Annotated in this window: 20 protein-coding genes, 1 tRNA gene and 2 rRNA genes; 16 read left to right on the top strand and 7 right to left on the bottom strand. The window is 49.9% G+C overall.

The window, feature by feature from the left end; translation table 11 throughout:
• The first annotated feature begins 28 nt into the window (after positions 1-28).
• The gene (locus tag H0Z19_RS02475; RefSeq protein WP_290723494.1) at positions 29-1,093 is read left to right on the top strand and encodes a (Fe-S)-binding protein; all 1,065 of its coding nucleotides are present in this window, start codon (positions 29-31) and stop codon (positions 1,091-1,093) included.
• Between the two features lie 17 nt (positions 1,094-1,110).
• Here H0Z19_RS02475 and H0Z19_RS02480 read toward each other — a convergent pair whose 3' ends face one another.
• A complete protein-coding gene (locus H0Z19_RS02480) occupies positions 1,111-1,878 on the bottom strand; it encodes a peptidylprolyl isomerase (protein WP_290723495.1) in 768 nt (255 codons plus the stop codon).
• A 47-nt stretch (positions 1,879-1,925) separates the two neighbouring features.
• Between H0Z19_RS02480 and cyaB the strand changes: the two genes are divergently transcribed.
• The 6 genes from cyaB to H0Z19_RS02510 all read left to right on the top strand — a co-directional run bounded on the left by cyaB (position 1,926) and on the right by H0Z19_RS02510 (position 8,821).
• Positions 1,926-2,471 carry a class IV adenylate cyclase gene (gene cyaB, locus H0Z19_RS02485; RefSeq protein ID WP_290723496.1) on the top strand — a complete coding sequence of 182 codons (546 nt, stop codon included), beginning with the start codon at positions 1,926-1,928 and terminating at the stop codon, positions 2,469-2,471.
• A gap of 280 nt (positions 2,472-2,751) precedes the next feature.
• Positions 2,752-4,242: ribosomal RNA gene (locus H0Z19_RS02490) — 16S ribosomal RNA — on the top strand.
• Between the two features lie 51 nt (positions 4,243-4,293).
• A tRNA-Ala gene (locus H0Z19_RS02495) sits at positions 4,294-4,365 on the top strand.
• Positions 4,366-4,472: 107 nt separating this feature from the next.
• A 23S ribosomal RNA gene (locus tag H0Z19_RS02500) occupies positions 4,473-7,412 on the top strand.
• The 16S and 23S rRNA genes sit together here with 1 tRNA gene alongside, the layout of an rRNA operon.
• A gap of 140 nt (positions 7,413-7,552) precedes the next feature.
• Positions 7,553-8,203, top strand: coding sequence for a DUF6293 family protein (locus tag H0Z19_RS02505; protein ID WP_290723498.1), 651 nt, complete (start codon positions 7,553-7,555; stop codon positions 8,201-8,203).
• A 6-nt stretch (positions 8,204-8,209) separates the two neighbouring features.
• On the top strand, positions 8,210-8,821 hold the full coding sequence (locus tag H0Z19_RS02510; protein WP_290723499.1) for a hypothetical protein: 612 nt from the start codon (positions 8,210-8,212) through the stop codon (positions 8,819-8,821).
• Here H0Z19_RS02510 and ilvC read toward each other — a convergent pair.
• Positions 8,818-9,963, bottom strand: a complete 1,146-nt coding sequence (gene ilvC, locus H0Z19_RS02515; RefSeq protein ID WP_365892252.1) for a ketol-acid reductoisomerase — start codon at positions 9,961-9,963, stop codon at positions 8,818-8,820. The two genes, H0Z19_RS02510 and ilvC, sit on opposite strands and share 4 nt — an antisense overlap.
• Here ilvC and H0Z19_RS02520 point away from each other — a divergent pair.
• Genes H0Z19_RS02520 through H0Z19_RS02540 form a run of 5 tightly spaced genes read left to right on the top strand, consistent with a single transcriptional unit; the run spans position 9,871 to position 13,442 of the window.
• Positions 9,871-10,275, top strand: coding sequence for a metal-dependent transcriptional regulator (locus H0Z19_RS02520; protein ID WP_290723501.1), 405 nt, complete (start codon positions 9,871-9,873; stop codon positions 10,273-10,275). The two genes, ilvC and H0Z19_RS02520, sit on opposite strands and share 93 nt — an antisense overlap.
• Positions 10,276-10,277: 2 nt before the next feature.
• A complete protein-coding gene (locus tag H0Z19_RS02525; RefSeq protein WP_290723503.1) occupies positions 10,278-11,213 on the top strand; it encodes a zinc ABC transporter substrate-binding protein in 936 nt (311 codons plus the stop codon).
• Positions 11,210-11,971 carry a metal ABC transporter ATP-binding protein gene (locus H0Z19_RS02530; protein WP_290723505.1) on the top strand — a complete coding sequence of 254 codons (762 nt, stop codon included), beginning with the start codon at positions 11,210-11,212 and terminating at the stop codon, positions 11,969-11,971. Before H0Z19_RS02525 ends, H0Z19_RS02530 begins: the two co-directional genes overlap by 4 nt.
• A complete protein-coding gene (locus tag H0Z19_RS02535) occupies positions 11,964-12,749 on the top strand; it encodes a metal ABC transporter permease (protein ID WP_290723507.1) in 786 nt (261 codons plus the stop codon). Before H0Z19_RS02530 ends, H0Z19_RS02535 begins: the two co-directional genes overlap by 8 nt.
• 36 nt (positions 12,750-12,785) lie before the next feature.
• Complete coding sequence (locus tag H0Z19_RS02540; RefSeq protein ID WP_290723509.1) at positions 12,786-13,442, top strand: cytochrome c biogenesis protein; 657 nt, start codon at positions 12,786-12,788, stop codon at positions 13,440-13,442.
• 102 nt (positions 13,443-13,544) lie between these two features.
• Here H0Z19_RS02540 and H0Z19_RS02545 read toward each other — a convergent pair whose 3' ends face one another.
• The 3 genes from H0Z19_RS02545 to H0Z19_RS02555 are packed head-to-tail and all read right to left on the bottom strand — an operon-like array spanning position 13,545 to position 15,052.
• Positions 13,545-14,240 (bottom strand): nucleotidyltransferase domain-containing protein, encoded by a 696-nt coding sequence (locus H0Z19_RS02545; protein WP_290723511.1) that lies wholly within the window; start codon positions 14,238-14,240, stop codon positions 13,545-13,547.
• Positions 14,237-14,545 (bottom strand): divalent-cation tolerance protein CutA, encoded by a 309-nt coding sequence (cutA, locus tag H0Z19_RS02550; RefSeq protein WP_290723513.1) that lies wholly within the window; start codon positions 14,543-14,545, stop codon positions 14,237-14,239. The genes H0Z19_RS02545 and cutA overlap by 4 nt, the downstream gene beginning before the upstream one ends.
• Before the next feature lie 27 nt (positions 14,546-14,572).
• Positions 14,573-15,052 carry a multiprotein bridging factor aMBF1 gene (locus tag H0Z19_RS02555; RefSeq protein WP_290723548.1) on the bottom strand — a complete coding sequence of 160 codons (480 nt, stop codon included), beginning with the start codon at positions 15,050-15,052 and terminating at the stop codon, positions 14,573-14,575.
• A 91-nt stretch (positions 15,053-15,143) separates the two neighbouring features.
• On the opposite strand from H0Z19_RS02555, the gene pan reads away from it, so the two are divergent.
• The 3 genes from pan (at position 15,144) to hemB (ending at position 18,632) form a co-directional block, all read left to right on the top strand.
• On the top strand, positions 15,144-16,340 hold the full coding sequence (pan, locus tag H0Z19_RS02560) for a proteasome-activating nucleotidase (RefSeq protein ID WP_290723515.1): 1,197 nt from the start codon (positions 15,144-15,146) through the stop codon (positions 16,338-16,340).
• A 95-nt stretch (positions 16,341-16,435) separates the two neighbouring features.
• Positions 16,436-17,749, top strand: a complete 1,314-nt coding sequence (gene hemA / locus H0Z19_RS02565) for a glutamyl-tRNA reductase (RefSeq protein WP_290723517.1) — start codon at positions 16,436-16,438, stop codon at positions 17,747-17,749.
• The gene (gene hemB / locus H0Z19_RS02570; protein ID WP_365892246.1) at positions 17,664-18,632 is read left to right on the top strand and encodes a porphobilinogen synthase; all 969 of its coding nucleotides are present in this window, start codon (positions 17,664-17,666) and stop codon (positions 18,630-18,632) included. Before hemA ends, hemB begins: the two co-directional genes overlap by 86 nt.
• Here hemB and H0Z19_RS02575 read toward each other — a convergent pair.
• Positions 18,626-19,615 carry a class I SAM-dependent methyltransferase family protein gene (locus tag H0Z19_RS02575; protein WP_290723522.1) on the bottom strand — a complete coding sequence of 330 codons (990 nt, stop codon included), beginning with the start codon at positions 19,613-19,615 and terminating at the stop codon, positions 18,626-18,628. The genes hemB and H0Z19_RS02575 overlap by 7 nt on opposite strands.
• Complete coding sequence (locus H0Z19_RS02580; protein WP_290723523.1) at positions 19,587-20,570, bottom strand: 60S ribosomal export protein NMD3; 984 nt, start codon at positions 20,568-20,570, stop codon at positions 19,587-19,589. The genes H0Z19_RS02575 and H0Z19_RS02580 overlap by 29 nt, the downstream gene beginning before the upstream one ends.
• Positions 20,571-20,689: 119 nt before the next feature.
• Between H0Z19_RS02580 and H0Z19_RS02585 the strand changes: the two genes are divergently transcribed.
• Entirely contained in the window at positions 20,690-21,106 is a 417-nt protein-coding gene (locus H0Z19_RS02585; RefSeq protein WP_290723525.1) for an Hsp20/alpha crystallin family protein, read from the top strand.
• The last annotated feature ends 97 nt before the right edge of the window (positions 21,107-21,203 follow it).

Here is a 21,203-nt window from a genome sequence, read left to right on the forward strand (position 1 = left end):
GTTTTATTTAGAAGGTTTAGGTTAAACTATGGTTTCTCTCACCGCTTGCATGCAGTGTGCAGTGTGCAGCTCATCCTGCAGCATGCGATACACCATGAACGTCAGAAAGCTCATAGCGCGCTATATTTCCAAGGGAGAGTTCTGGAGCGAGGAGCTCTGGAACTGCACCACCTGCCACGTTTGTCAGGATAGATGTCCGAGGGGAATACCTATCACAGATTTGATTGTTGAGGCGAGGAGCAGGGTTATAGAGACAGGCAGAGTTCCGGGAGATGTGAGGGAGATGCTTGAGAGCATTCAGAAGTTCGCCAACCCCTTTGGAGTGGGGAAGGCAAAGAAGAGAGAGTGGCATCAGGGCAAGTTCAGGTTTGCCGATGAAGGAGAGTTCGACTATCTCTTCTTTGCAGGCTGCGGGGTTGTTGATGAAAGGATTGCGGAGGTTGCGAGGAAAGCTGGAGAACTGCTGGAGGCTGCTGGGGTAAACTTCGCCATTCTGAGGGAGGAGGGCTGCTGCGGTAACGATGTCAAGGCTGTCGGAGAGGAGGGACTTTTTGAACTGCTTAAGGAGGAAAACCAGGCTGTTTTTGAGGAGTATGGTGTGAAGAAAGTCATTGTAATCTCTCCGCATTGCTACAACACCTTCAAAAACGATTACGGGCTTGAGGTCTATCACATTTCCGAAGTTCTGCTTAAGGCGATTCAGGATGCGAGTTTGAGGTTCAGGAAGGTAATCGAGGCGAGAGTCGCTTTTCACGACTCGTGCTATCTGGGAAGGTACAACGGGCTGTATGATGAACCAAGAGAGGCTCTTAAAGCAATTCCCGGTGTTGAGCTTGTCGAGATGCTGAGAAATCGTGAGAACTCCCTTTGCTGCGGAGCTGGAGGAGGCAACATTGTTAGAGACGTGGAGTTCAGACCTTCCCTCAAGAGGGTAGATGAGGTGGGCATAGTGGCTGCCGACGTTCTCGCAGTAGCTTGCCCATTCTGCCTGATGATGCTTGAGGATGCCGCAAAAGTCAGAAAAGCTGATGTGAAGGTCGTTGATATTGTAGAGCTGCTTTACGAATCAGTTTTTGGTGTTGAGGAGGAATAAAGGTTAAAAGAGGGGGCTTAAGCCTCCTCCTTTGATTCTTCTTTCTCTTCACTCCTGGATCCCTCTTTTTCCTCACTTGCTTCTTTCTCTGTCTCCTTGAGTTCCTCTCCGAGCTTTAGCAGTTCCTGCTCTCTCTCAAATCTTTCAACGATTTCGATTTCCTTAACGTCCGTTGCCTCAAATATTTCCTTCACGGCTCTGTATCTGCCGATGAGAAAGAGCTGGTTCAGGTAAACGTCACTTGAGACCTCAACAATGGCCTTCTCGCCCTCAATCTTGACATCCTTGACGTCGATGCCTGTATGGATGACGAAGAGGGCTTTGATTTTATCCTCCGGCTTTTCAAGCTTTTCCTTGATTTCGTACTCGAATACGATTTTCTTGCCTGCAAGGGGGTGGTTGAAGTCAACTATTACCCTCCTTCCCACTATTCTTTCAACCGTTCCAATTCTGTCTCCGATTCTAACCCTCTGCCCAATCTCTGGCCTCTCCTTGAACCTGTTTATGCTGAAGGTGTCTTTTAGCTCTGGGTTGTACTCACCGAACGCCTTTTCCGGAGGGATTTCAACTGTCCCTTTGTACCCCACTTCCTTGCCCTTGATGTCCTCCTCAAGTCCCGGCAGGATATGTCCTTTCCCTATCACAGCGTAGATGTCTCCGTATCTGGCGTTCTCGTTGTATATCCCATGCTCTTTTGCCACCTCTTCGTCTGTAGTATCGACAATCGTCCCGTCTTCAAGCTTCGCGGTATAGCTGAGCCTGATGAAGTCACCATCCGATATCATTAACACCACCTTTTTAAGCCCCAAGGGGCGGGTATAAAAAGATTGAGATGGAGGTTGAGGCAAAGTTCCCATACGTCGAAGGTGTGGAGGAGAAAGTCAGAGAAATAGCAGAACTAATCATAGAAAAACACGAGCATGACGTTTACTTCGCTCATCCATGCAGGGATTTTGCCCAGACCGATGAAGCAATCAGGATAAGGAGAGATGTTGAGGGGATAACCCTAACCTACAAAGGTCCCAAAGTTGATGCAGAAACCAAAAGCAGGGAGGAAATTAAGCTCAAAGTGAAAGATTTTGAATCAGCGAGAAGGATTCTTGAGAGGCTCGGATTCAAACCTGTTGCCGAGGTTAAGAAGTTCAGGAAAATCTATGGTTTTGGAGATGCCATAATCTGCGTTGATGAGGTGGAGGACTTAGGAAAGTTTGTTGAAATTGAGATTGAGGCCGAGAATTTGGGGGTGAAGGAGAAAGTTTTTCATATTGCTGAGCAGCTCGGCTACTCAAGGGAGGACAGTATCAGAGAGTCGTATCTTGAGCTCATCTTACAGAAAAAATCACGAAAAGATTCATCTAAAAATGGCCAAAAGTCTTAAATATCGATTGATGCGGGAGCTATTTACATCACACAGGTTGGTTAAAGGTGAAGGCTTGAGCAAAAGCCTTATAAACCTAAAAACCAAATAAGATGTTGCCAAGAGCGAAAAACCGTGGGTCCGGCAAGTGCCCCGAAAGGGCGTAAGCCCGTGATGAGGGGAAGCCTTCCTACCCACGGTATATTGTGGGAGGACCGCAGGTGAAATGCGGTCTGATGTGGGCTTGCCAGCAGAGTAAACCGGCAGGCGAGGGATGTATTCACCGCTTTAGCCCCCGCCAATTCTGGTTGATCCTGCCAGAGGCCGCTGCTATCCGGCTGGGACTAATCCATGCGAGTCTAGGGGCTTGCATCCCTTCGGGGATGCAAGCACCGGCGGACGGCTCAGTAACACGTGGACAACCTGCCCTCGGGTGGGGGATAACCCCGGGAAACTGGGGCTAATCCCCCATAGGGGATGGGTACTGGAATGTCCCATCTCCGAAAGCGCTTAGCGCCCGAGGATGGGTCTGCGGCGGATTAGGTTGTTGGTGGGGTAACGGCCCACCAAGCCGAAGATCCGTACGGGCTGTGGGAGCAGGAGCCCGGAGATGGACCCTGAGACACGGGTCCAGGCCCTACGGGGCGCAGCAGGCGCGAAACCTCCGCAATGCGGGCAACCGCGACGGGGGGACCCCCAGTGCCGTGGCATCGCCACGGCTTTTCCGGAGTGTAAAGAGCTCCGGGAATAAGGGCTGGGCAAGGCCGGTGGCAGCCGCCGCGGTAATACCGGCGGCCCGAGTGGTGGCCGCTATTATTGGGCCTAAAGCGTCCGTAGCCGGGCCCGTAAGTCCCTGGCGAAATCCCACGGCTCAACCGTGGGGCTTGCTGGGGATACTGCGGGCCTTGGGACCGGGAGAGGCGGAGGGTACCCCTGGGGTAGGGGTGAAATCCTATAATCCCAGGGGGACCGCCAGTGGCGAAGGCGCCCCGCTGGAACGGGTCCGACGGTGAGGGACGAAGGCCAGGGGAGCGAACCGGATTAGATACCCGGGTAGTCCTGGCTGTAAAGGATGCGGGCTAGGTGTCGGGCGAGCTTCGAGCTCGCCCGGTGCCGAAGGGAAGCCGTTAAGCCCGCCGCCTGGGGAGTACGGCCGCAAGGCTGAAACTTAAAGGAATTGGCGGGGGAGCACTACAACGGGTGGAGCCTGCGGTTTAATTGGATTCAACGCCGGGAAGCTTACCGGGGGAGACAGCGGGATGAAGGTCGGGCTGAAGACCTTACCAGACTAGCTGAGAGGTGGTGCATGGCCGCCGTCAGTTCGTACTGTGAAGCATCCTGTTAAGTCAGGCAACGAGCGAGACCCGCGCCCCCAGTTGCCAGCGGTTCCCTTCGGGGAAGCCGGGCACACTGGGGGGACTGCCGGCGCTAAGCCGGAGGAAGGTGCGGGCAACGGCAGGTCCGTATGCCCCGAATCCCCCGGGCTACACGCGGGCTACAATGGCCGGGACAATGGGTACCGACCCCGAAAGGGGTAGGTAATCCCCTAAACCCGGTCTAACCTGGGATCGAGGGCTGCAACTCGCCCTCGTGAACCTGGAATCCGTAGTAATCGCGCCTCAAAATGGCGCGGTGAATACGTCCCTGCTCCTTGCACACACCGCCCGTCAAGCCACCCGAGTGGGCCAGGGGCGAGGGGGTGTCCGTAGGGCATCCTCGAGCCCAGGGTCCGCGAGGGGGGCTAAGTCGTAACAAGGTAGCCGTAGGGGAATCTGCGGCTGGATCACCTCCTAAAGGTGCATTCCAGCCTTCGCCTGCCGGGCTCATATGCTGGCAAGCCCATGGGCTCGTAGCTCAGCGGGAGAGCGCCGCCTTCGCGAGGCGGAGGCCGCGGGTTCAAATCCCGCCGAGTCCATTATTGCGTGCACCCGGCGATGAAAGTCGTCGGGGAAGGGTTGATGGGCAAACTTGCCCAGGTGAAGCCGTGCAGAGGTTCGTCCCCAAATGCAATCTGGGACCGGCTCTACCGGCGAATATCCCGGCCGGTGGATGGCTCGGCTCGGGCGCCGACGAAGGGCGTGCCAAGCTGCGAAAAGCCCGGGGGAGGCGCAAGGAGCCTTAGAACCCGGGATTCCCGAATGGGATATCCTGTCCCTTCGGGGACGCTCCGTTTGGAGCGGGAACGCGGGGAAAGGAAACATCTGTGTACCCGCAGGAAAAGAAAGCAAACGCGATGCCGTGAGTAGGGGCGACCGAAAGCGGCACAGCCCAAACCGAACATCCTGCCGTAAGGCAGGATGGATGTGGTGTTGTAGGACCCTGCCTAATGCCGTGGAACGAAGCCGAAGTGGTCTGGAACGGCCCGCCGTAGAGGGTGATAGCCCCGTAGGCGTAAGTTCCACGGTTACAAGGTGGGGTATCCTGAGTACCGCGGGTTGGAATTCTCGCGGGAAGCTGGGGGTCATCAACCCCCAAGGCTAAATACGTCCCGAGTCCGATAGCGCAATAGTAGGGTGACCGAAAGCTGAAAAGAACCCCAAGAAGGGGAGTGAAAAGAGCCTGAAATCGGCCGGGGATAGTGAGCAGTGGCTCGAAAGGTAATCCCGGCAAAGGAAAGCGCCGAGAGGTGCGAGTACGAGCCGGGACATGCCGGAGTCACTGCGTACGTTCTGAAGAACGGGCCAGGGAGTGTACGGTAGGGGCGAGGCTAAGGGGTGAAACTCCGAAGCCGGAGGGAAACCGACAGCCCGCAGCTTTCGCGAGGGGCGGGGTGTGCTCGCCCGTAGTCCCTACCGTACGACCCGAAGCCGGGCGATCTAGGCGGGGGCAGGGTGAAGCGGTGCGAAAGCGCCGTGGAGGCCCGCAGGGGTGTTGATGTGCAAATCGCTCCTCTGACCCCCGTCTAGGGGTGAAAGTCCAATCGAGCCCGGGGATAGCTGGTTCCCCCCGAGACATACCGCAGTATGACCCGTCCGGAGGTTGGCGGTGGGGTAGAGCACTGATAGGAGGATCCGGGGGGTGACACCCTCGCCCTCCTGTCAAACTCCGAATCCACCGCCGCCGTAGATGGGCGGAGTCAGGGCAGGGGGGTAAGCTCCCTGTCCGAGAGGGAGACAACCCAGACCGGGGTTAAGGCCCCTAAGTGCCGGCTAAGTGTAAACGATAAAGGAGGTCCCGGGTCGAAGACAGCGGGGAGGTAGGCTTAGAAGCAGCCATCCTTTAAAGAGTGCGTAACAGCTCACCCGCCGAGACTCGGGGCGCCGAAAATGGACGGGGCTCAAGCCGGCCGCCGATACCCCGGGGCGCCGAAAGGAGATCCGGTAGGGGGGCGTGCCGATGGCGCAGAAGCCTGAGGCGTGAGCTCGGGTGGAGCCGTCGGTAACGAATATCCTGGCGGTAGTAGCAGCATAGTCGGGTGAGAATCCCGACCGCCGGAAGGGCAAGGGTTCCACGGCAATGTTCGTCAGCCGTGGGTTAGTCGGTCCTAACCCGGCTCGTAACTCGACGCGGGGGAAAAGGGAAGCGGGTTAATATTCCCGCACCGCTGCCCGCTGCCGTTATGGCACCCGACGCCTCGGGATAGGCCGGGCACCTTCGCCAGGGGTGTCCAAGCGCTGAAGTCCCCGGAGATCCGTAATGGAGAGAAGGGGGTGAAGGCGTGATGGCGTAAGTCGGCCGACTCCTGGGGCCCGTGAAAAGGGGGGCAGTTGGACCGTACCGAGAACCGACACAGGTGCCCTGGGTTAGGAGCCTAAGGCGTGGCGGAACATTCCGGCCGAGGGAATTCGGCAAATTAGCCCCGTATCCTCGGTAGAAGGGGTGCCTGCGGTTTAGCAGACCGCAGGTCGCAGTGACAAGGGGGGAGCGACTGTTTACTAAAAACACAGGGGGCTGCAACCCGGTAACGGTTTGTACAGCCCCTGAGTCCTGCCCAGTGCGGGTACCTGAAACCCGGGTACAACCGGGCGAAGGGCCCGTAAACGGCGGGGGTAACTATGACCCTCTTAAGGTAGCGTAATACCTTGCCGCTTAATTGGCGGCTTGCATGAACGGATTAACGACTCCCCCACTGTCCCCGGCCGGAAGCCGGCGAACCCGACATCCCAGTGAAGAGTCTGGGGACCCCCGTTGGGAAGCGAAGACCCTGTGGAGCTTTACTGCAGCCTGCCGTTGCTCCACAGCTGGGGGTGCGCAGGGTAGGCGGGAGGCTTCGAAGCCCCGTCTCCGGGCGGGGTGGAGCCGTCGATGAGACACCGCCCACCTCCAGCTGTGGAGCTAACCGGCTTTGCCGGGACATCGGTAGGTGGGCAGTTTGGGTGGGGCGCCACTCCCCCGAAAAGGTATCGGGGGAGCCCAAAGGTCGGCTCAGGCGGGTCAGAAATCCGCCGTAGAGTGCAAGGGCAAAAGCCGGCCTGACGTGAACCCGCAAAATAAGGGTTCACGAGCCGAAAGGCGGGCCTAGCGAACCACCCTGGCCTTTTGGTGAGGCCGGGTGACGACAGAAAAGCTACCCCAGGGATAACAGAGTTGTCCCCGGCGAGAGTACATATCGACCCGGGGGCTTGCTACCTCGATGTCGGCTCTCCCCATCCTGGCCGTGCAGCAGCGGCCAAGGGTGAGGTTGTTCGCCTATTAAAGGGGATCGTGAGCTGGGTTTAGACCGTCGTGAGACAGGTCGGTTGCTATCTAACGGGGGTGTCAGGGCGGCTGAGGGGAAGGAGGTTCTAGTACGAGAGGAACGAACCTCCGGCGCCACTGGTTTACCGGTTGTCCGGCAGGGCATTGCCGGGCAGCTACGCGCCACGCGGTTAAAGGCTGAAAGCATCTAAGCCTGAAACCGCCCCCGAAAAGAGCCGCCCATTAAGGGCTCCCGTAAAAGACGGGGTTGATAGGACCGGGGTGTAAGCGGCGAGCTTCGGCGAGCCGTTCAGCCCGCGGTCACTAATCGCCCGCGCCGATTGAGCCGGTCTCAGGCATAGATTGGGGATGAGCCTTTGCATGGCTTTGTCAACTACTTTTTAGTATTGCTTTTGCAACTCTATTGTAAACTCTGAGACTCTAATAATAGAAAATTTTTTAAACAACAAAACTTTTTCAGTGCTATGGTAAGTTTCGTACATGTTATTTCAGTTGAATCAAACACTGGTGAAATTGTTGACAGTGTGAAAATGAGCGGGCATCCAATTCATAAAGCATACCTAATATTTGACAAGGATGAGGCAAAGAAATACGTTGATGAAGTGAAAAATACACTGAGTTCTCTGGTTGAAGTAGAGACTCTTGAGCTGAAGAGCGATGGCGTATATGATGCTGTCGTAAATATACTCAAAACTGTAAGAAAGGAAGTTGATGCAGGAAATACTGTGCTTTTCAACATAACGGATTCGAGCAAACTTACCTGTCTCGCCTGTTTTATTTCGGCCCAGATTTCTGAAGGCAGGATATACACCAAGAAAGGTGATTCTGTCGTCGAAATACCAACCCCACCCATAAAGAAGGTCAATGAGGACAAGCTCGAAATTTTGAGAGCCCTTGAGAGAGAAGGAGGTAGTGTTGATTCCATAAACAAGCTCATTGAGCTTGTGGAAGGAAAACTTGAGGAGCAAAAGAAGTACATGGCCCAGAGGGCAAGAATGAGCTACCACCTCAACGGCCTTGAAGAAGACGGGCTTGTTGTTACCGAAAGAAAGGGAAAGAATTTGAGCATTTATCTGACCGAACTTGGAAAGGCATTTGTAGCAATGTTCGGATGATAAAGCATGCTATCCGTTCTGATAGTTGCCGAGGATAGCGAGTGGCATCGCTACAAGGAGCTTGAGGAATGTCTGATAAATGATTACCACGTAGATTATACGGGGCAGATTTCAACAGATATAGCAGAGTTGAGCAAAATAGAATTCACCTACGAAATTATCTTTTTCCTCAAACCACTGGAGTTCTCTGAAGTACCTGCAATTTCCAGGCTTGCAAAAAGCAAAATTCTGGTTTTCCATGTAACAAACAACTACGCTCCCATTCGCCTTTCAGAAGACCTTCTGGCAGTCGCAGATTTTCTTGAACTCAACGCCTCGGCAATGAGGGGGAGGCTGGAGTACTTCAGGGGCGTTGACGTGATAAAGCTCCTTAACCCTCACCACATGGAGGTGGATGAGGAGTGTGAGGCAATCCTCAACGGAAACAGAAACACCAAGGTTCTGCTTGGAGATATAACCTTCAGGACTGGCAAAAACGTAATTTTCGGAGTTAGAAAGGACAACATGGCCTTCTTTTCGGCAGATATATTCTCCAACGACGCTATGAGTGAAAGCGACAACTGCAGATTTATAAAAAATTTGTTAAAGGAGCTTGTAGGGAAAGCTGAGGTTTATTAGTCCTTCTTGAGCCAGGGCATCATTGCCCTCAGCTCTTTTCCAACCTTTTCTATCGGATGCTCTCTCTCCATCTGCAGCAGTTTGTTGTAGACAGGCCTTCCGGCCACGTTTTCGAGAATCCACTCTCTCGCAAACTCTCCCGTCTGAATTTCTTTCAGAATTCTTCTCATCTCCTCTCTTGTCTGCTCGGTGAAGATTCTCTTTCCTCTTGTCATTCCTCCGTACTTCGCGGTCTCGCTCACGGCACTCCACATGTTGTAGATTCCACCCTCGTAGATCAGGTCAACTATGAGCTTCAGCTCGTGAAGAACTTCAAAGTAGGCTATTTCTGGCTGGTAGCCCGCCTCAACCAAGGTTTCAAAGGACATCTTTATCATCTCTGCCACTCCACCGCAGAGGTCAACCTGCTCTCCAAAGAGGTCTGTCTCGGTCTCCTCCTTGAAGGTGGTCTCAATCACTCCTGCCCTTGTTGCTCCGATTCCTTTAGCATATGCAAGAGCGACTTCGAGGGCCTTGCCAGTATAGTTCTGTTCCACCGCAACCAATGATGGCACGCCCTTACCCTCCAAATACATCCTTCTCACAAGCGGTCCAGGACCCTTTGGTGCCACCATTGCCACATCAACATATTCTGGCGGGACTATCTGGTTGTAGTGGATGTTGAAGCCGTGGGCAAACATCAGCATTGCTCCTTCCTTCAGCTTGTCCTGAATATGTTCTCTGTACACTGCAGGTTGAACCATGTCCGGAATAAGCATTGCAATAACATCAGCACCATCTGCAGCCTCACTCAGCTTTTTAACAATCATGCCGTCTTTCTCGGCCTTTTCCCAGGTTGCCTTGTCCCACTCAGGGAGCCCGACGACCACATTAACGCCTGAATCCTTCAGGTTCAGGGCGTGTGCGTGTCCCTGGCTTCCGTAGCCGATTATGCAAACCGTTTTGCCTTCAAGGTACTTCAAATCCGCATCCACATCACGATAAATTTTTGCCATGCTTTGCGTTGCATCATCCGTTAAATATAAATTGCGAGTGCAAACCTGTTCGTTGTGCGAACGAAGTTCGATGTTAAAACAGAGGCTATATTCAGAGCTGTTTACAGCGCTCTCGAAAGAGGTATGGCTGTCATAGGCCCGACTCAGGTTGCTGAAGAACTGGGTATTTCGAAATCCACAGCTTATAAAATGCTGAATGAGTTGTCTGAAGCTGGTTATGGTGTTTACGTTCCGAAAAAAGGACTACTTATTAACGAAAAAGGCGAGATGAAAGCCAAAGAAGCTATAAGAATGCACAGGCTCATAGAATGTCTGCTTGCAGAACTTGGTGTTGAGGATTTTTGCAGAGAAGCTGAGAAGATAGGTATGGTTGCAGGTAGCAGCTTTGTCGAAGCTCTCGAAGCGAGATATGGGGACAGGAAGGTCTGCCCATGTGGAAAGAAAATCCCGGAGGTGTAAGGGTGAGAATTGCACTGCTTGCTGCACTCACGCTTCTTCTCGTCAGCACGGCTGAAGCGTCAACAATAGTCGTCACTGTGGCAGATTTCAGGCCAATAGTCGAAGCAGTTGCAGGCGAGGAGTTTGAAGTTTACAGCCTGCTCCCTCCAGGCTCCGATCCTCATGCATTCAGCCTTACTGTGGAAGATATTGAGAGGTTGAAAAGTGCTGAACTAATCGTTCTTGCAAATTCAGAACTGCTCGATTTTGAAAAAAAGATTGCCAGCGAGTTTTCGAACACTCTTGACTTTGAGGATTACAATGCAAAACTTTGCGACTTTCCCGGATTCGAGAAAAACCCGCACGGTTACTGGATGCTACCTGAGAACGTAATTGGGATAGCAAATGCAGTTAAAAACAGGCTTTCAGAGATGTATCCTGCGAAAGAAGAGCAGTTTGAAGAGAACTACGAAGCATTTGTTGAAAGAGTTGAGGAAGCTGAAAAAGAAGCTAAAAAGATTGCAGAGGGAGAAGCAGGAAAGAAGTACGTTGCCATGGTTCCGGGAGTCTGCTACATAGCCAAGACTTATGACTTGAGCGTCGCGGCAGTTCTTATCTCAGAAGGTGCAGGAGCTGCGAGTGCAAAGGAGCTGACAGAGATAAAAGAGAAGCTCAATAAAGGAGAATACAGAGGAATAATCGTTCCAGAGTTTATGAAAGGTGGAAAAGGAGAAGAACTGGCAGAGGAGCTGGTTAAAGGCACCAATGCCAGAATAGCGTGGGTGAAGTTCTCGTCTGGAGATATTGCCTACGACACCATGCTGATTTCTAACGCTGCAAGAATCGCTTACGCAACAAGCCATTCTGAGTGCAGCAGTGACAGCGTCTGGATATACGTTCTCTCAGTCCTCTGCATCGTTGAAGCCCTTATCATTGCTGTGATCAAGGTGAGAACGTGAAGGCTATTGAGTTTCAGGATGTAAGCTTCTCCTACAACTCCGAAGAAGTTTTGAGCGATTTGAATTTGGAGATAGGGAGGGGAGAGTTCGTTGCTATACTTGGCCCCAACGGAGCGGGAAAGAGCACGATGCTTAAGCTAACTCTCGGCCTTTTGAGGCCGAAAAAAGGAACTGTTAAGGTTCTCGGTTTTAATGCATACGAGGAGAGAGATAAATTCGTTGATAAGGTTGGCTACCTTCCCCAGAGAGAGGAAATTCATCTTGAAGCGCCCCTCACCATCTCTCAAGTCGTGAAGCTTCCAATGCTGGCAAAAGGGAAGAAAGTCGGTGAGGAAAGCGTTCGAAAAGCTCTTAAAATCGTTGGATTGGAAAATATTTCCGACAAGCTCTTCAGCGAGCTAAGCGGGGGACAACAGCAGAAGGTCCTTCTCGCAAGAGCTCTGCTGTCTGACCCTGAAATTTTACTGCTCGATGAACCCTTTAACGGTGTTGACGTTCTTTCCCAAGAGAAAATTGTAGAAGTGCTTGCCGAGATGAGTTCCAGAGGTAAGACGATAGTGGCGGTTGTGCACAATATCAACCCCCTGCTGCACAACATTGACAGAGTTGTGTTGCTGAACAGAAGAGTAGTGGCCGTAGGAAAACCAAATGAGGTTTTTTCCGAAGAGAATATTGTAAAAGCGTACGGTACATCCATACCAATCGTGGTTTGTGAGGAAGGTTACACACATCCGCTTTACGGTGATTACCATGGATGAACTCATTTTGAGAGCCTTAATCGCATCACTGCTCATCTCTCTTAACGCATCAGTGGCTGGAACTCTTACAGTATTCAGAAGAGCATCCTTCCTCGTCGCAGGTTCTGCCCATTCTGCGCTGGCCGGAGTGGCTCTGGCGCTCTTTCTAAACTCGATTGGTATTAACGCCCACTACTTCCTGCTCGCTTTGACTGCCGCGCTCTTCTTTGCCCTTCTCTCTGCGAAGGCAGCAAGGAAGGGGGATGTGAACGTTGGCATTGCAACAGCCTTCTCTCTGTCCATGGCTCTGGCAGCGATATTCATCTCGTTGACAAGAAATTCAGCATCAAACGCCTGGCAGTTTCTTTTCGGGGATATTCTTCTTTTAACTGTAGATGACTTCGCCATCGTAACTATCTCAACAGCTTTCGTGCTTCTCGCAGTCTCTTTCTTTTATCACAAGTTCCTCTTCATATCCTTCGACCCTTCAGGTGCTGAAGCAATGTGCCTGAATGTCTACCTTTACGATTTCATGCTTATCGCTTTAATCTCAGTTTCAGTCGTAACGGCATTGAAGGCAGTTGGAGCCATTCTGGTATTCTCAATCTTTATCGCGCCTTCATCAACTGCCAGAATTCTTGGGAGAAGTCTTTCGTCCGTATTCGTGATTTCCTTCATCTTGGCCCTTTCAAGCCTTTATCTGGGCCTGTTAACATCATTCTTCTTCAGCATTCCTTCTGGAGCTGTCGCTGCAGCCATCGCATCACTGGTTTACTTTGCCGTCTCATGGAAACAGTAGGGAAAAGCTTAAACTACAAGATATCCAAGGCCAATCATGTGGTCGAAAGTTTCGGCTTTGTGCTTTTTCTCCGGCTTTGTAATGCTCATTTACGGTGTTTTCAAGGCATTCACTCTCCTTCCTCTCCCATCAGCAACAATAGCTGAAAATTACAGGATCATATACTTTCACGTCCCCGCTGCAGTTTCTGCTTTCTTGGCCTTTGCAGTAACGCTTGTTTTTTCAATCGCTTTTTTGAGGGGCGAAAACTACCGCAGAGATGTGCAGGCTGTGAGCTCCGCCAAATTCGGTTTCGCCATGATCACCGCAGCCCTGATAAGCGGGTCGATATGGGCAAAGGTTGCATGGGGAAGTTACTGGAACTGGGATCCAAGAGAAACATTCGTTCTCGTTCTCTGGTTTGCCTACGCAGCTTACTTTGGTTTGAGGGCGAGCATAGATGATTATGCAGTTAAGGCGAGATACTCGGCGATATATTCGATATTCGCGTTCGTGACAGTTCCGATGAGCTACTTTTCATCTCTTCTCTCCCCTCTCCACCCAAAACCTTTCGAGGTTAGCTTTGATGCGGAGAGGGGGATGCTGCTGGGTGTTATGATTATAGCTTTCATCTTGCTCTACATTTCATATTTCCTTCTCGATTCGAAAATTTCGGAAATAAAGGAGAAAATGGAGGTGAACGGGAATGAATGACTACACCGCGGTAGCAATAGCCTCGATGGTGGTTCTGGTCGCCCTGCTCATCGTATATACTTTAACACTACTTAATGCGATAAAGTTAAGCAAAAAGTTTGGTTAATAGAGCCTTCTCCTTACAGCAGGGTTCCTCGAAGCTATCTCCTTCAAAGCCTGTTCGAAGCACTCGGATGACGGAATTGTTTCGCAAAGAAAGACTCCGGTTCTCCCAACTTCCCTTCTCCTTGTCAGCACTCTTATCCTCTCAACCACGATTTCAATCGATACGCCAAGCATCCTTGCCACGCTGCTTGGATGCATATCCGTGAGAGGGATTTCACGATGTCCGTTTCCGGTTGGGATGATGAGGACGAGTCTTTTATCCACACCCGGCACTCTCCGGTTCTCCACCAGGCCATTGTAGTCGATGCAACCTCCAAACCTGTAGAAGTCCATTTCCCTCTCCCTCATCCTGACCATTGGAAAGCTCACGGTGGTGTTGTCGGAGAGAACAAGCTCCCCCTTTATGGCGTAGTTTGGAGTTGCCTGGACAATTCTTTTTTCAAGAACCTCAAAACCGTCGAGAGCGACCTCGACCTTGTAAGATGGTATTATTTCCGGAATGAAGATGTCAACGTCGCTTTTCTCATTAACGTCTCCCCTCGCAACGCTACCGTAAACAACACTGTCTATCCCGAAGGACAGTAGTGCCTCCATTACCTCTTTTGCCCTCTCTCTCTTCTCTGCGAGTGTGTTCCAGCGCTCCTGATTGTATTCTATCAATTTCCTTCCACCGTATGTTCCGACCCTCCTCATTCGACTGTCTCTTCTATCCACTCGAGGAACTCTTTGAGCCCTCTCTCTATGGGTATTGTGCATATGCAGGGAGTTGTGTAGCTGTGAACAGCCTTAACTTCATCCCTAACTTCGGCGAACTTCTCGGTGGTTGTTTTGACAATCAATGCAAATTCGTTGGCAGCTTCTATCTTACCCTCCCACCAGAAGAAAGATTTAATCGGGAAAATGTTTACACATGCCGCGAGTTTTTTCTCAAGGAGTCTCTTCGCTATTTTCTCTGCCTCCTCCAGTGAAGGGGCAGTTATGTAAATGAAGTTGTACATGCTACCAGTTGAAGTGTTGGGCTTAAATTATTTCTTTTTCCTCTTCACCACAACAATGTCACCGAGTGTCGGGACGAGACTTTTGCCCTTCTCAATTTTGATTTCGGGAACCTGCTCTCTGAGCTTGATGTTGAAGAGCTTCTCCAGCTTTTCCACAACTTCAGGTTCCGGTGTTATTTCGGCGTTCTCAATCTTCTTTATCAACGACTCTTTCTCTTGAATCTTCTTGGCGAGTTGCTCCTGGCTCCATCCTCTCTTCTCCCTTTCGCGTTTGATAATAAGGTGGAAATTCTCTACAAGCTCCTCCGTAAACTCTATTTTTGTTGAAGCCCTCTTCTTTTTAAGAACGACCCTCCTCGCTCCCGGCTGGGAAGCTACAGAAGGTTTTTTCTCAGTCCCGTATTGTCTACAAGAACTGCAGACCGTTACCTCACTACCCTCGACGACAATCTTGAAGCCTTTTCCCTTAATCTCTCTGCCGCAGATTTCGCAGTTCATTTCACTCACCAGCAACAAGTTCTTATATGATGAGTGATATATATGTATTTGGAGACTTCCGGAACGGTAAAGGAAGAAAATAATGATTGAGGGATAAAATATGGGTGATAGCGAGATACAATATCTCCTGGAAAAGTTGAAGAAACTGGAGGAAGATTACTACAAGCTTAGGGAGCTTTATCGCCGATTAGAAGATGAAAAGAGGTTTATAGAAAGCGAAAGAATAAGATACGAAAGAGAAGTAAGAAGACTCAGAAGTGAGGTTGAAAGATTACGCTCACCGCCATTACTTGTAGGTGTAATTTCAGATGTCCTCGAAGACGGGAGAGTTGTTGTAAAAAGCTCGACCGGACCAAAATTCGTTGTAAATACCTCTCAATACATAAATGAAGAAGAACTCAAGCCGGGTGCGAGAGTCGCCCTCAACCAGCAAACTCTGGCCATAGTAAATATCCTACCAACCTCCAAGGACCCGATGGTTTACGGCTTTGAGGTTGAGGAGAGACCAGAGGTCAGCTATGAAGACATTGGAGGTCTTGATGTCCAGATAGAGGAAATCAGGGAAGCTGTAGAGCTACCACTGCTGAAGCCAGAGCTTTTCACAGAGGTTGGGATAGAGCCACCCAAGGGCGTGCTGCTCTACGGCCCACCGGGAACTGGCAAAACTCTGCTTGCCAAGGCAGTCGCGAATCAGACCAAGGCCACTTTCATAAGAGTTGTGGGCAGCGAGTTCGTTCAGAAGTACATTGGAGAGGGTGCGAGGCTGGTCAGAGAGGTGTTCCAGCTTGCCAAGGAAAAGTCGCCGTCGATAATATTCATCGATGAGCTTGACGCAATAGCAGCAAGAAGAACAAACAGCGATACGAGTGGAGACAGGGAAGTGCAGAGGACAATGATGCAATTACTTGCTGAACTCGATGGCTTCGATCCGAGAGGAGATGTGAAAGTCATCGGTGCCACAAACAGAATAGACATCCTCGATCCTGCGATCCTGAGACCTGGAAGGTTCGACAGAATAATAGAGGTTCCAATGCCAACTTTCGAGGGAAGAATACAGATATTCAAGATACACACTAGGAAGATGAAGCTGGCAGAGGATGTCGACTTCAAGGAGCTTGCAAGAATTACAGAAGGCGCGAGCGGGGCAGACATAAAGGCGATATGCACCGAAGCAGGCATGTTCGCAATAAGAGAAGAGAGAGCGAGAGTAACAATGCTCGACTTCACGAAGGCAATAGAAAAAGTGCTCAAGAAGACGACTCCAGTACCCGATCTGAAGGGAGTGATGTTCGTCTGACCGTTCCGGGAGTCTCCACCTTTTTATCATTTTGAAATTTTCGGTTCCTGAAGAATAAAAAACTTAAAAAGCACTTGTGAATTCTACACTTCAAGATGCACATTGGATGCTTATCGGTTTCTCACAAAAATGCCAGTGTTGAGGAAATTGAGAAGATCTGGCTTACTGTAAAGCCTAGGCTGGAGGAGACTATCTCCAAATGCAACTTCTCGGAGTATGCTTACATTTTCACTTGCAACCGATTTGAAATATACCTCGTGGGGGAGAATCTGGAAACCTGCCTTAAAGAGATTGCTGAAGAGCTTGGCATAGTGGATAAGGTTACAATTCTAACCGGCGAGAACTGTTTGAGGCATTTGTTAAGAGTTGCTTCAGGAATAGAATCGATGATAGTTGGAGAGGAACAGATTCTCGGTCAGGTTAGGCAGTGCTTCAACCTCTGCAGAGAAAGCGGTCATGCGGGGGAGATTCTCGAGAGGGTTTTCGGTAAGGCTGTGCAGGTTGGAAGAAGAGTGAGAAGGGAAACGGCAATCTCGAAGGGCTCAGTTTCGATAGGTTCAGCTGCGGTTGAGGTGGCGGAGAGGACTCTGGGTACCCTGAAGGGAAAAAAGGCATTGCTTGTTGGAGCTGGGGAGATGGGGGCGCTCGTTGCAAAAGCAATAGCGGGAAAGGATGTTGAGGCAGTACTGATCGCAAACAGGACGTACGAGAAGGCCGAGGAGCTTGCAAGGAGAATTGGTGGAATTGCGGTTAGGTTCGACAGGTTAATTGACTATCTTAAGATTTCTGACGTGGTTATCTCAGCAACTTCAGCCCCTCACTTCGTTATAACCAAGAGCAACGTGGAGAAGGCTATGAGTGGTAGGAGACAGAAGCTCCTCATAATTGACATAGCATTGCCGCGAGATGTTGAGGAAAGTGTGGCGGAGATTGAGGGTGTTGAGCTTCTAACAATTGACGATTTGAGGAAGGTCAGCGAAGAAAACCTCTCCAGAAGGAGAAAAGAAATAGAGAAAGTCGAAAGAATAATTGAAGAGGAGCTGGAGCAGCTAAAGCTGCTTTTGAAGGACATCTCAGCAAGAAACGCAATTGCCGCAATGTACTCCCTCGCCGAGAAGTTCGTTGATGAAGAGGTGGAGGAGCTTTACGCGAAGCTAAGTGCTAAGTATGGCGTTGGAGAGGACGTGAAGAGCCTTCTCAACGACTTCGCCAACTCCCTGATTAAAAAATTCCTGAGAGAGCCTACTGTTAGGTTGAGGGAAGCCGCTAGAAAGGATGAAATCCACGTTATTGAGTCTGTAAAGTATGTTTTTGGTGGTGGAAATGGCAGAATTCCCGAAAGTAAGAATGAGAAGGTTGAGAAAAGCGAACCTGAGGTGGATGTTCAGAGAAACGAGGTTAAGTCCTGAAAACCTCATAACACCGATTTTCGTTGATGAGAACATCAAAGAAAAGAAGCCCATCGAATCCATGCCAGATTATTTCAGAATTCCTCTCGAAATGGTCGAGAAGGAGGTTGAGGAGTGCCTTGAGAAGGGTTTGAAGAGCTTTATATTGTTTGGCATCCCCTCTTATAAAGATGAAATAGGCTCTTCCGCTTTTGACGAGAACGGCGTAATTCAGAAGGCTGTGAGTCGGATTAAGGACGAATTTCCGGATGTTGTAATAATAACCGACGTCTGTCTTTGCGAATACACCACTCATGGCCACTGCGGTGTTGTGAGAGATGGGGAAATTGTGAACGATGAGACGCTTCCGATAATCGGCAAGACTGCCGTAAGCCATGCAGAGAGTGGAGCAGACATTGTTGCACCATCCGGAATGATGGACGGGATGGTTAAGGCAATAAGAGAGGCGCTTGATGAAGCAGGTTTTGAAAGCGTTCCCATAATGAGCTACTCGGCAAAGTATGCTTCGAACTTTTACTCTCCCTTCAGAGATGCTGCCGAGAGCGGATTCAAGTTCGGTGACAGGAGAGGGTATCAGATGGACATTCACAACGCGAGAGAGGCGATGAGGGAGATAGAGCTTGACATTAGAGAGGGAGCTGACATAATAATGGTCAAACCTGCTCTGCCATACCTCGACATCATCAGAATGGCGAGGGAATGCTTCAATCTGCCTATTGCCGCCTACAACGTCAGTGGAGAGTACAGCATGGTTAAGGCAGCTATAATGCAGGGATGGCTGAGCAACGAAGCGATTTACGAAATTCTCGTGTCCATAAAAAGAGCTGGAGCAGATTTAATTATAACCTACCACTCGAAGGAGATTGTAGAAAAGCTTCAGTAAACTCTAGCATCGACAACAACGTGATAAACTCCCGGAGAATAATTTTTTACCTTTTTGAAGTTCAGAATTTCGCACTTTTTCCCCATCTTCCCGCATGCTTTTTTTACTCTTCTTATGGGCCTGTCGATAACCGCTTCAGGTGTCGATTCGTGGTAATGAATAATTCCCTCTCCTCTCAAAGCTCTTATTGCCGTGTATAGATAATCGTGGCAGTAAATGTGCCCCATCACAACTCTGTCGGCAACACCCTCGGGAGTGACGAACTGCGAGTCTCCGAGAATTGGGATAATATTCTCCACCCCATTCAGCCTCATGTTCTTCAGAAGGAAATGATACGAGTCAGGATTTATCTCGATGGCGTATATCCTCTTCGCCTTCGAGTGAACGGCTATCGGTATTGAGAAGTATCCAATCCCGGCGAACATGTCAACAACAATTTCACCATCCTCAACGAGCCTCGCAACCCTCATTCTCTCCGCCTGATTGCCCAGGCTGAACATGACCTTCGTAACATCAAGTCTGAACCTGCATCCGTTCTCCTTATGCTCCGTAACGCTACCTTCTCCGGCAATTAACTCCATCTTCGGCTTCCTCTTCATCCCAAACCTGCCAAAATCGCACCACACAGCTTTGCAGGGGTTAATCTGCATCAACGCTTCTCCTATTGCTTTAGCATACTTTTTCGCCTTCTCGTCAAGCTTGACAATGACTATGTCTCCTATCACCTTGTAATTCGTTGGAATAAGCTCTTCAGGAACCTTTCCCTTAAGAACTTCTTTAAGATTCTTCTTTTTAGAGAAGACGGGATTCTTCTGCTCAACTATCGTGTATCCTTCAAAAAACTTCTCAGCCCCGTCAACAATTGGGATTTCCACGTAGTCTCCAAAAGCAGTTATCCTCCTGCTTTTATCCTTAACTCCGAGCTTTTCAGCGAGCTTTCTGACCTGCTCAGCCTCACTTTTCGGAACTCTGACTGCCTTCATACACGGAGAAAAATTTGCCGTCTTTCTCAAATACCTTGACTTCAGCCCCTATGTCTGCTCCCGAAGGTCTGGGAGTAGTTACAACTCTGCCATCCTCACATACGACCTCAACAGCCTCAGAGTCGGCATTGACCACAACTCCTCCCTTCAACTCCTCTCTTCTCACAGCAACTCCCTCATCGCCGAGGTTGACAGTTTTTCCGGTAATTATGTCAGAGCCTTTCCCAACCACGGAGTTCCTGACAACTACAAATCTGCCATCTTTCTCAACTATGTCGCCCTCTCTGTACTCAGGCAGTCTGACAGAATAGGTGAATCTGTACACATCCCTGCCGTCAATTCTCGTGTGGAGCTTCTTGCTTTCCTTCAAACTCCCCCCGAACTTTCTCAGAATCATTCTCGATACTTTTTTACCAATGTTCCTGCTTCCGAAGAAAACGTTGACACCCTCCTTTTTTCTTTCTATCTTTGAAACGAAAGCCTTCTGGTCTTCAGGAGCGTTTGAAATAACCTCATCCACGATTTCAAGTGCTTTTTCAATTTCCTCATCGCTTAGCTCTCTTCCGTCCGCCCTTATCTGCACGATGGACTCGTAATAGCCTCCGGCCTCTCTGCTGCACCTCTCGCAGAGCACCTTGTTGATTCTATATTTCAACGGAACAACAACCTCAACCTCGTCACCGGCAATATCTCCTTTAAATATGCAGTAGTCTTTGGATATCACAACCTCGCTGACGTCAAACTCTTCGGAAACCCAAGCATTCTTCAACACAAAGTCCTCAACTACTTTCTCAATGCTACTCTCCACCCATCTGTTCCCCACTCTGACAAAATTACATCTGCTGCAAATGGTTATCTCAAACTCATCAATTCTGGCTACTTCCTGCTTCTCAACCATACATTTACCACACAAACTTCCGCTCTCAATTTCTCTTCCGCATACAACACATCTCACATCATCCCTTATCGGTAGCTTCTTAAAAAGCTGAACCGAAAAATTTATATTCCTTTAACCTAACAATAGGTTAGGTAAAGCAAGTTAGGAAAAAAAGGTTAGGGGGGAGGTGATGGGTAATGTTCCTTGACCCGTTTGAGGAATTGAGAAGGATGCAGGAGAGGTTCAACAGGTTGCTTGAGGAGTTCGGCAAACTTCCAGAGACAAGGGAGTTCAGATTTTCTGCACCGGTTGACGTTATTGATGAGGGAGACCAGATTAGAGTCGTTGCAGACCTGCCTGGATTCAACAAAGAGGACTTGGAGATTTACTTTGAAGACGGAGACCTTGTCATAAAGGCTGAGAAGAAAGAGGAGATTGAGGAGAAGAGGGGAGAGTATCTGAGAAGAGAGAGAAGGATGGGCAAGATTTACAGAAGGATAGCTCTGCCTGCAGGAATCGACACAAATGCAGTTAAAGCAAAGTACAACAACGGAGTGCTTGAGATAACAATTCCGAAGGTTAAGAAAGACAGAAAGACCGTCCAGATTGAGTAAATTAGGTTTTTAACTTTTCTTTTTGAATAAAGCTCAATTTCGTAAAACTAAACTATTAATGCGTTTATACAACCTCAAAAAGCTTTTAAAGGATTGA

The organism is Archaeoglobus sp., from assembly GCF_017656475.1.
Taxonomy (GTDB): domain Archaea; phylum Halobacteriota; class Archaeoglobi; order Archaeoglobales; family Archaeoglobaceae; genus Archaeoglobus.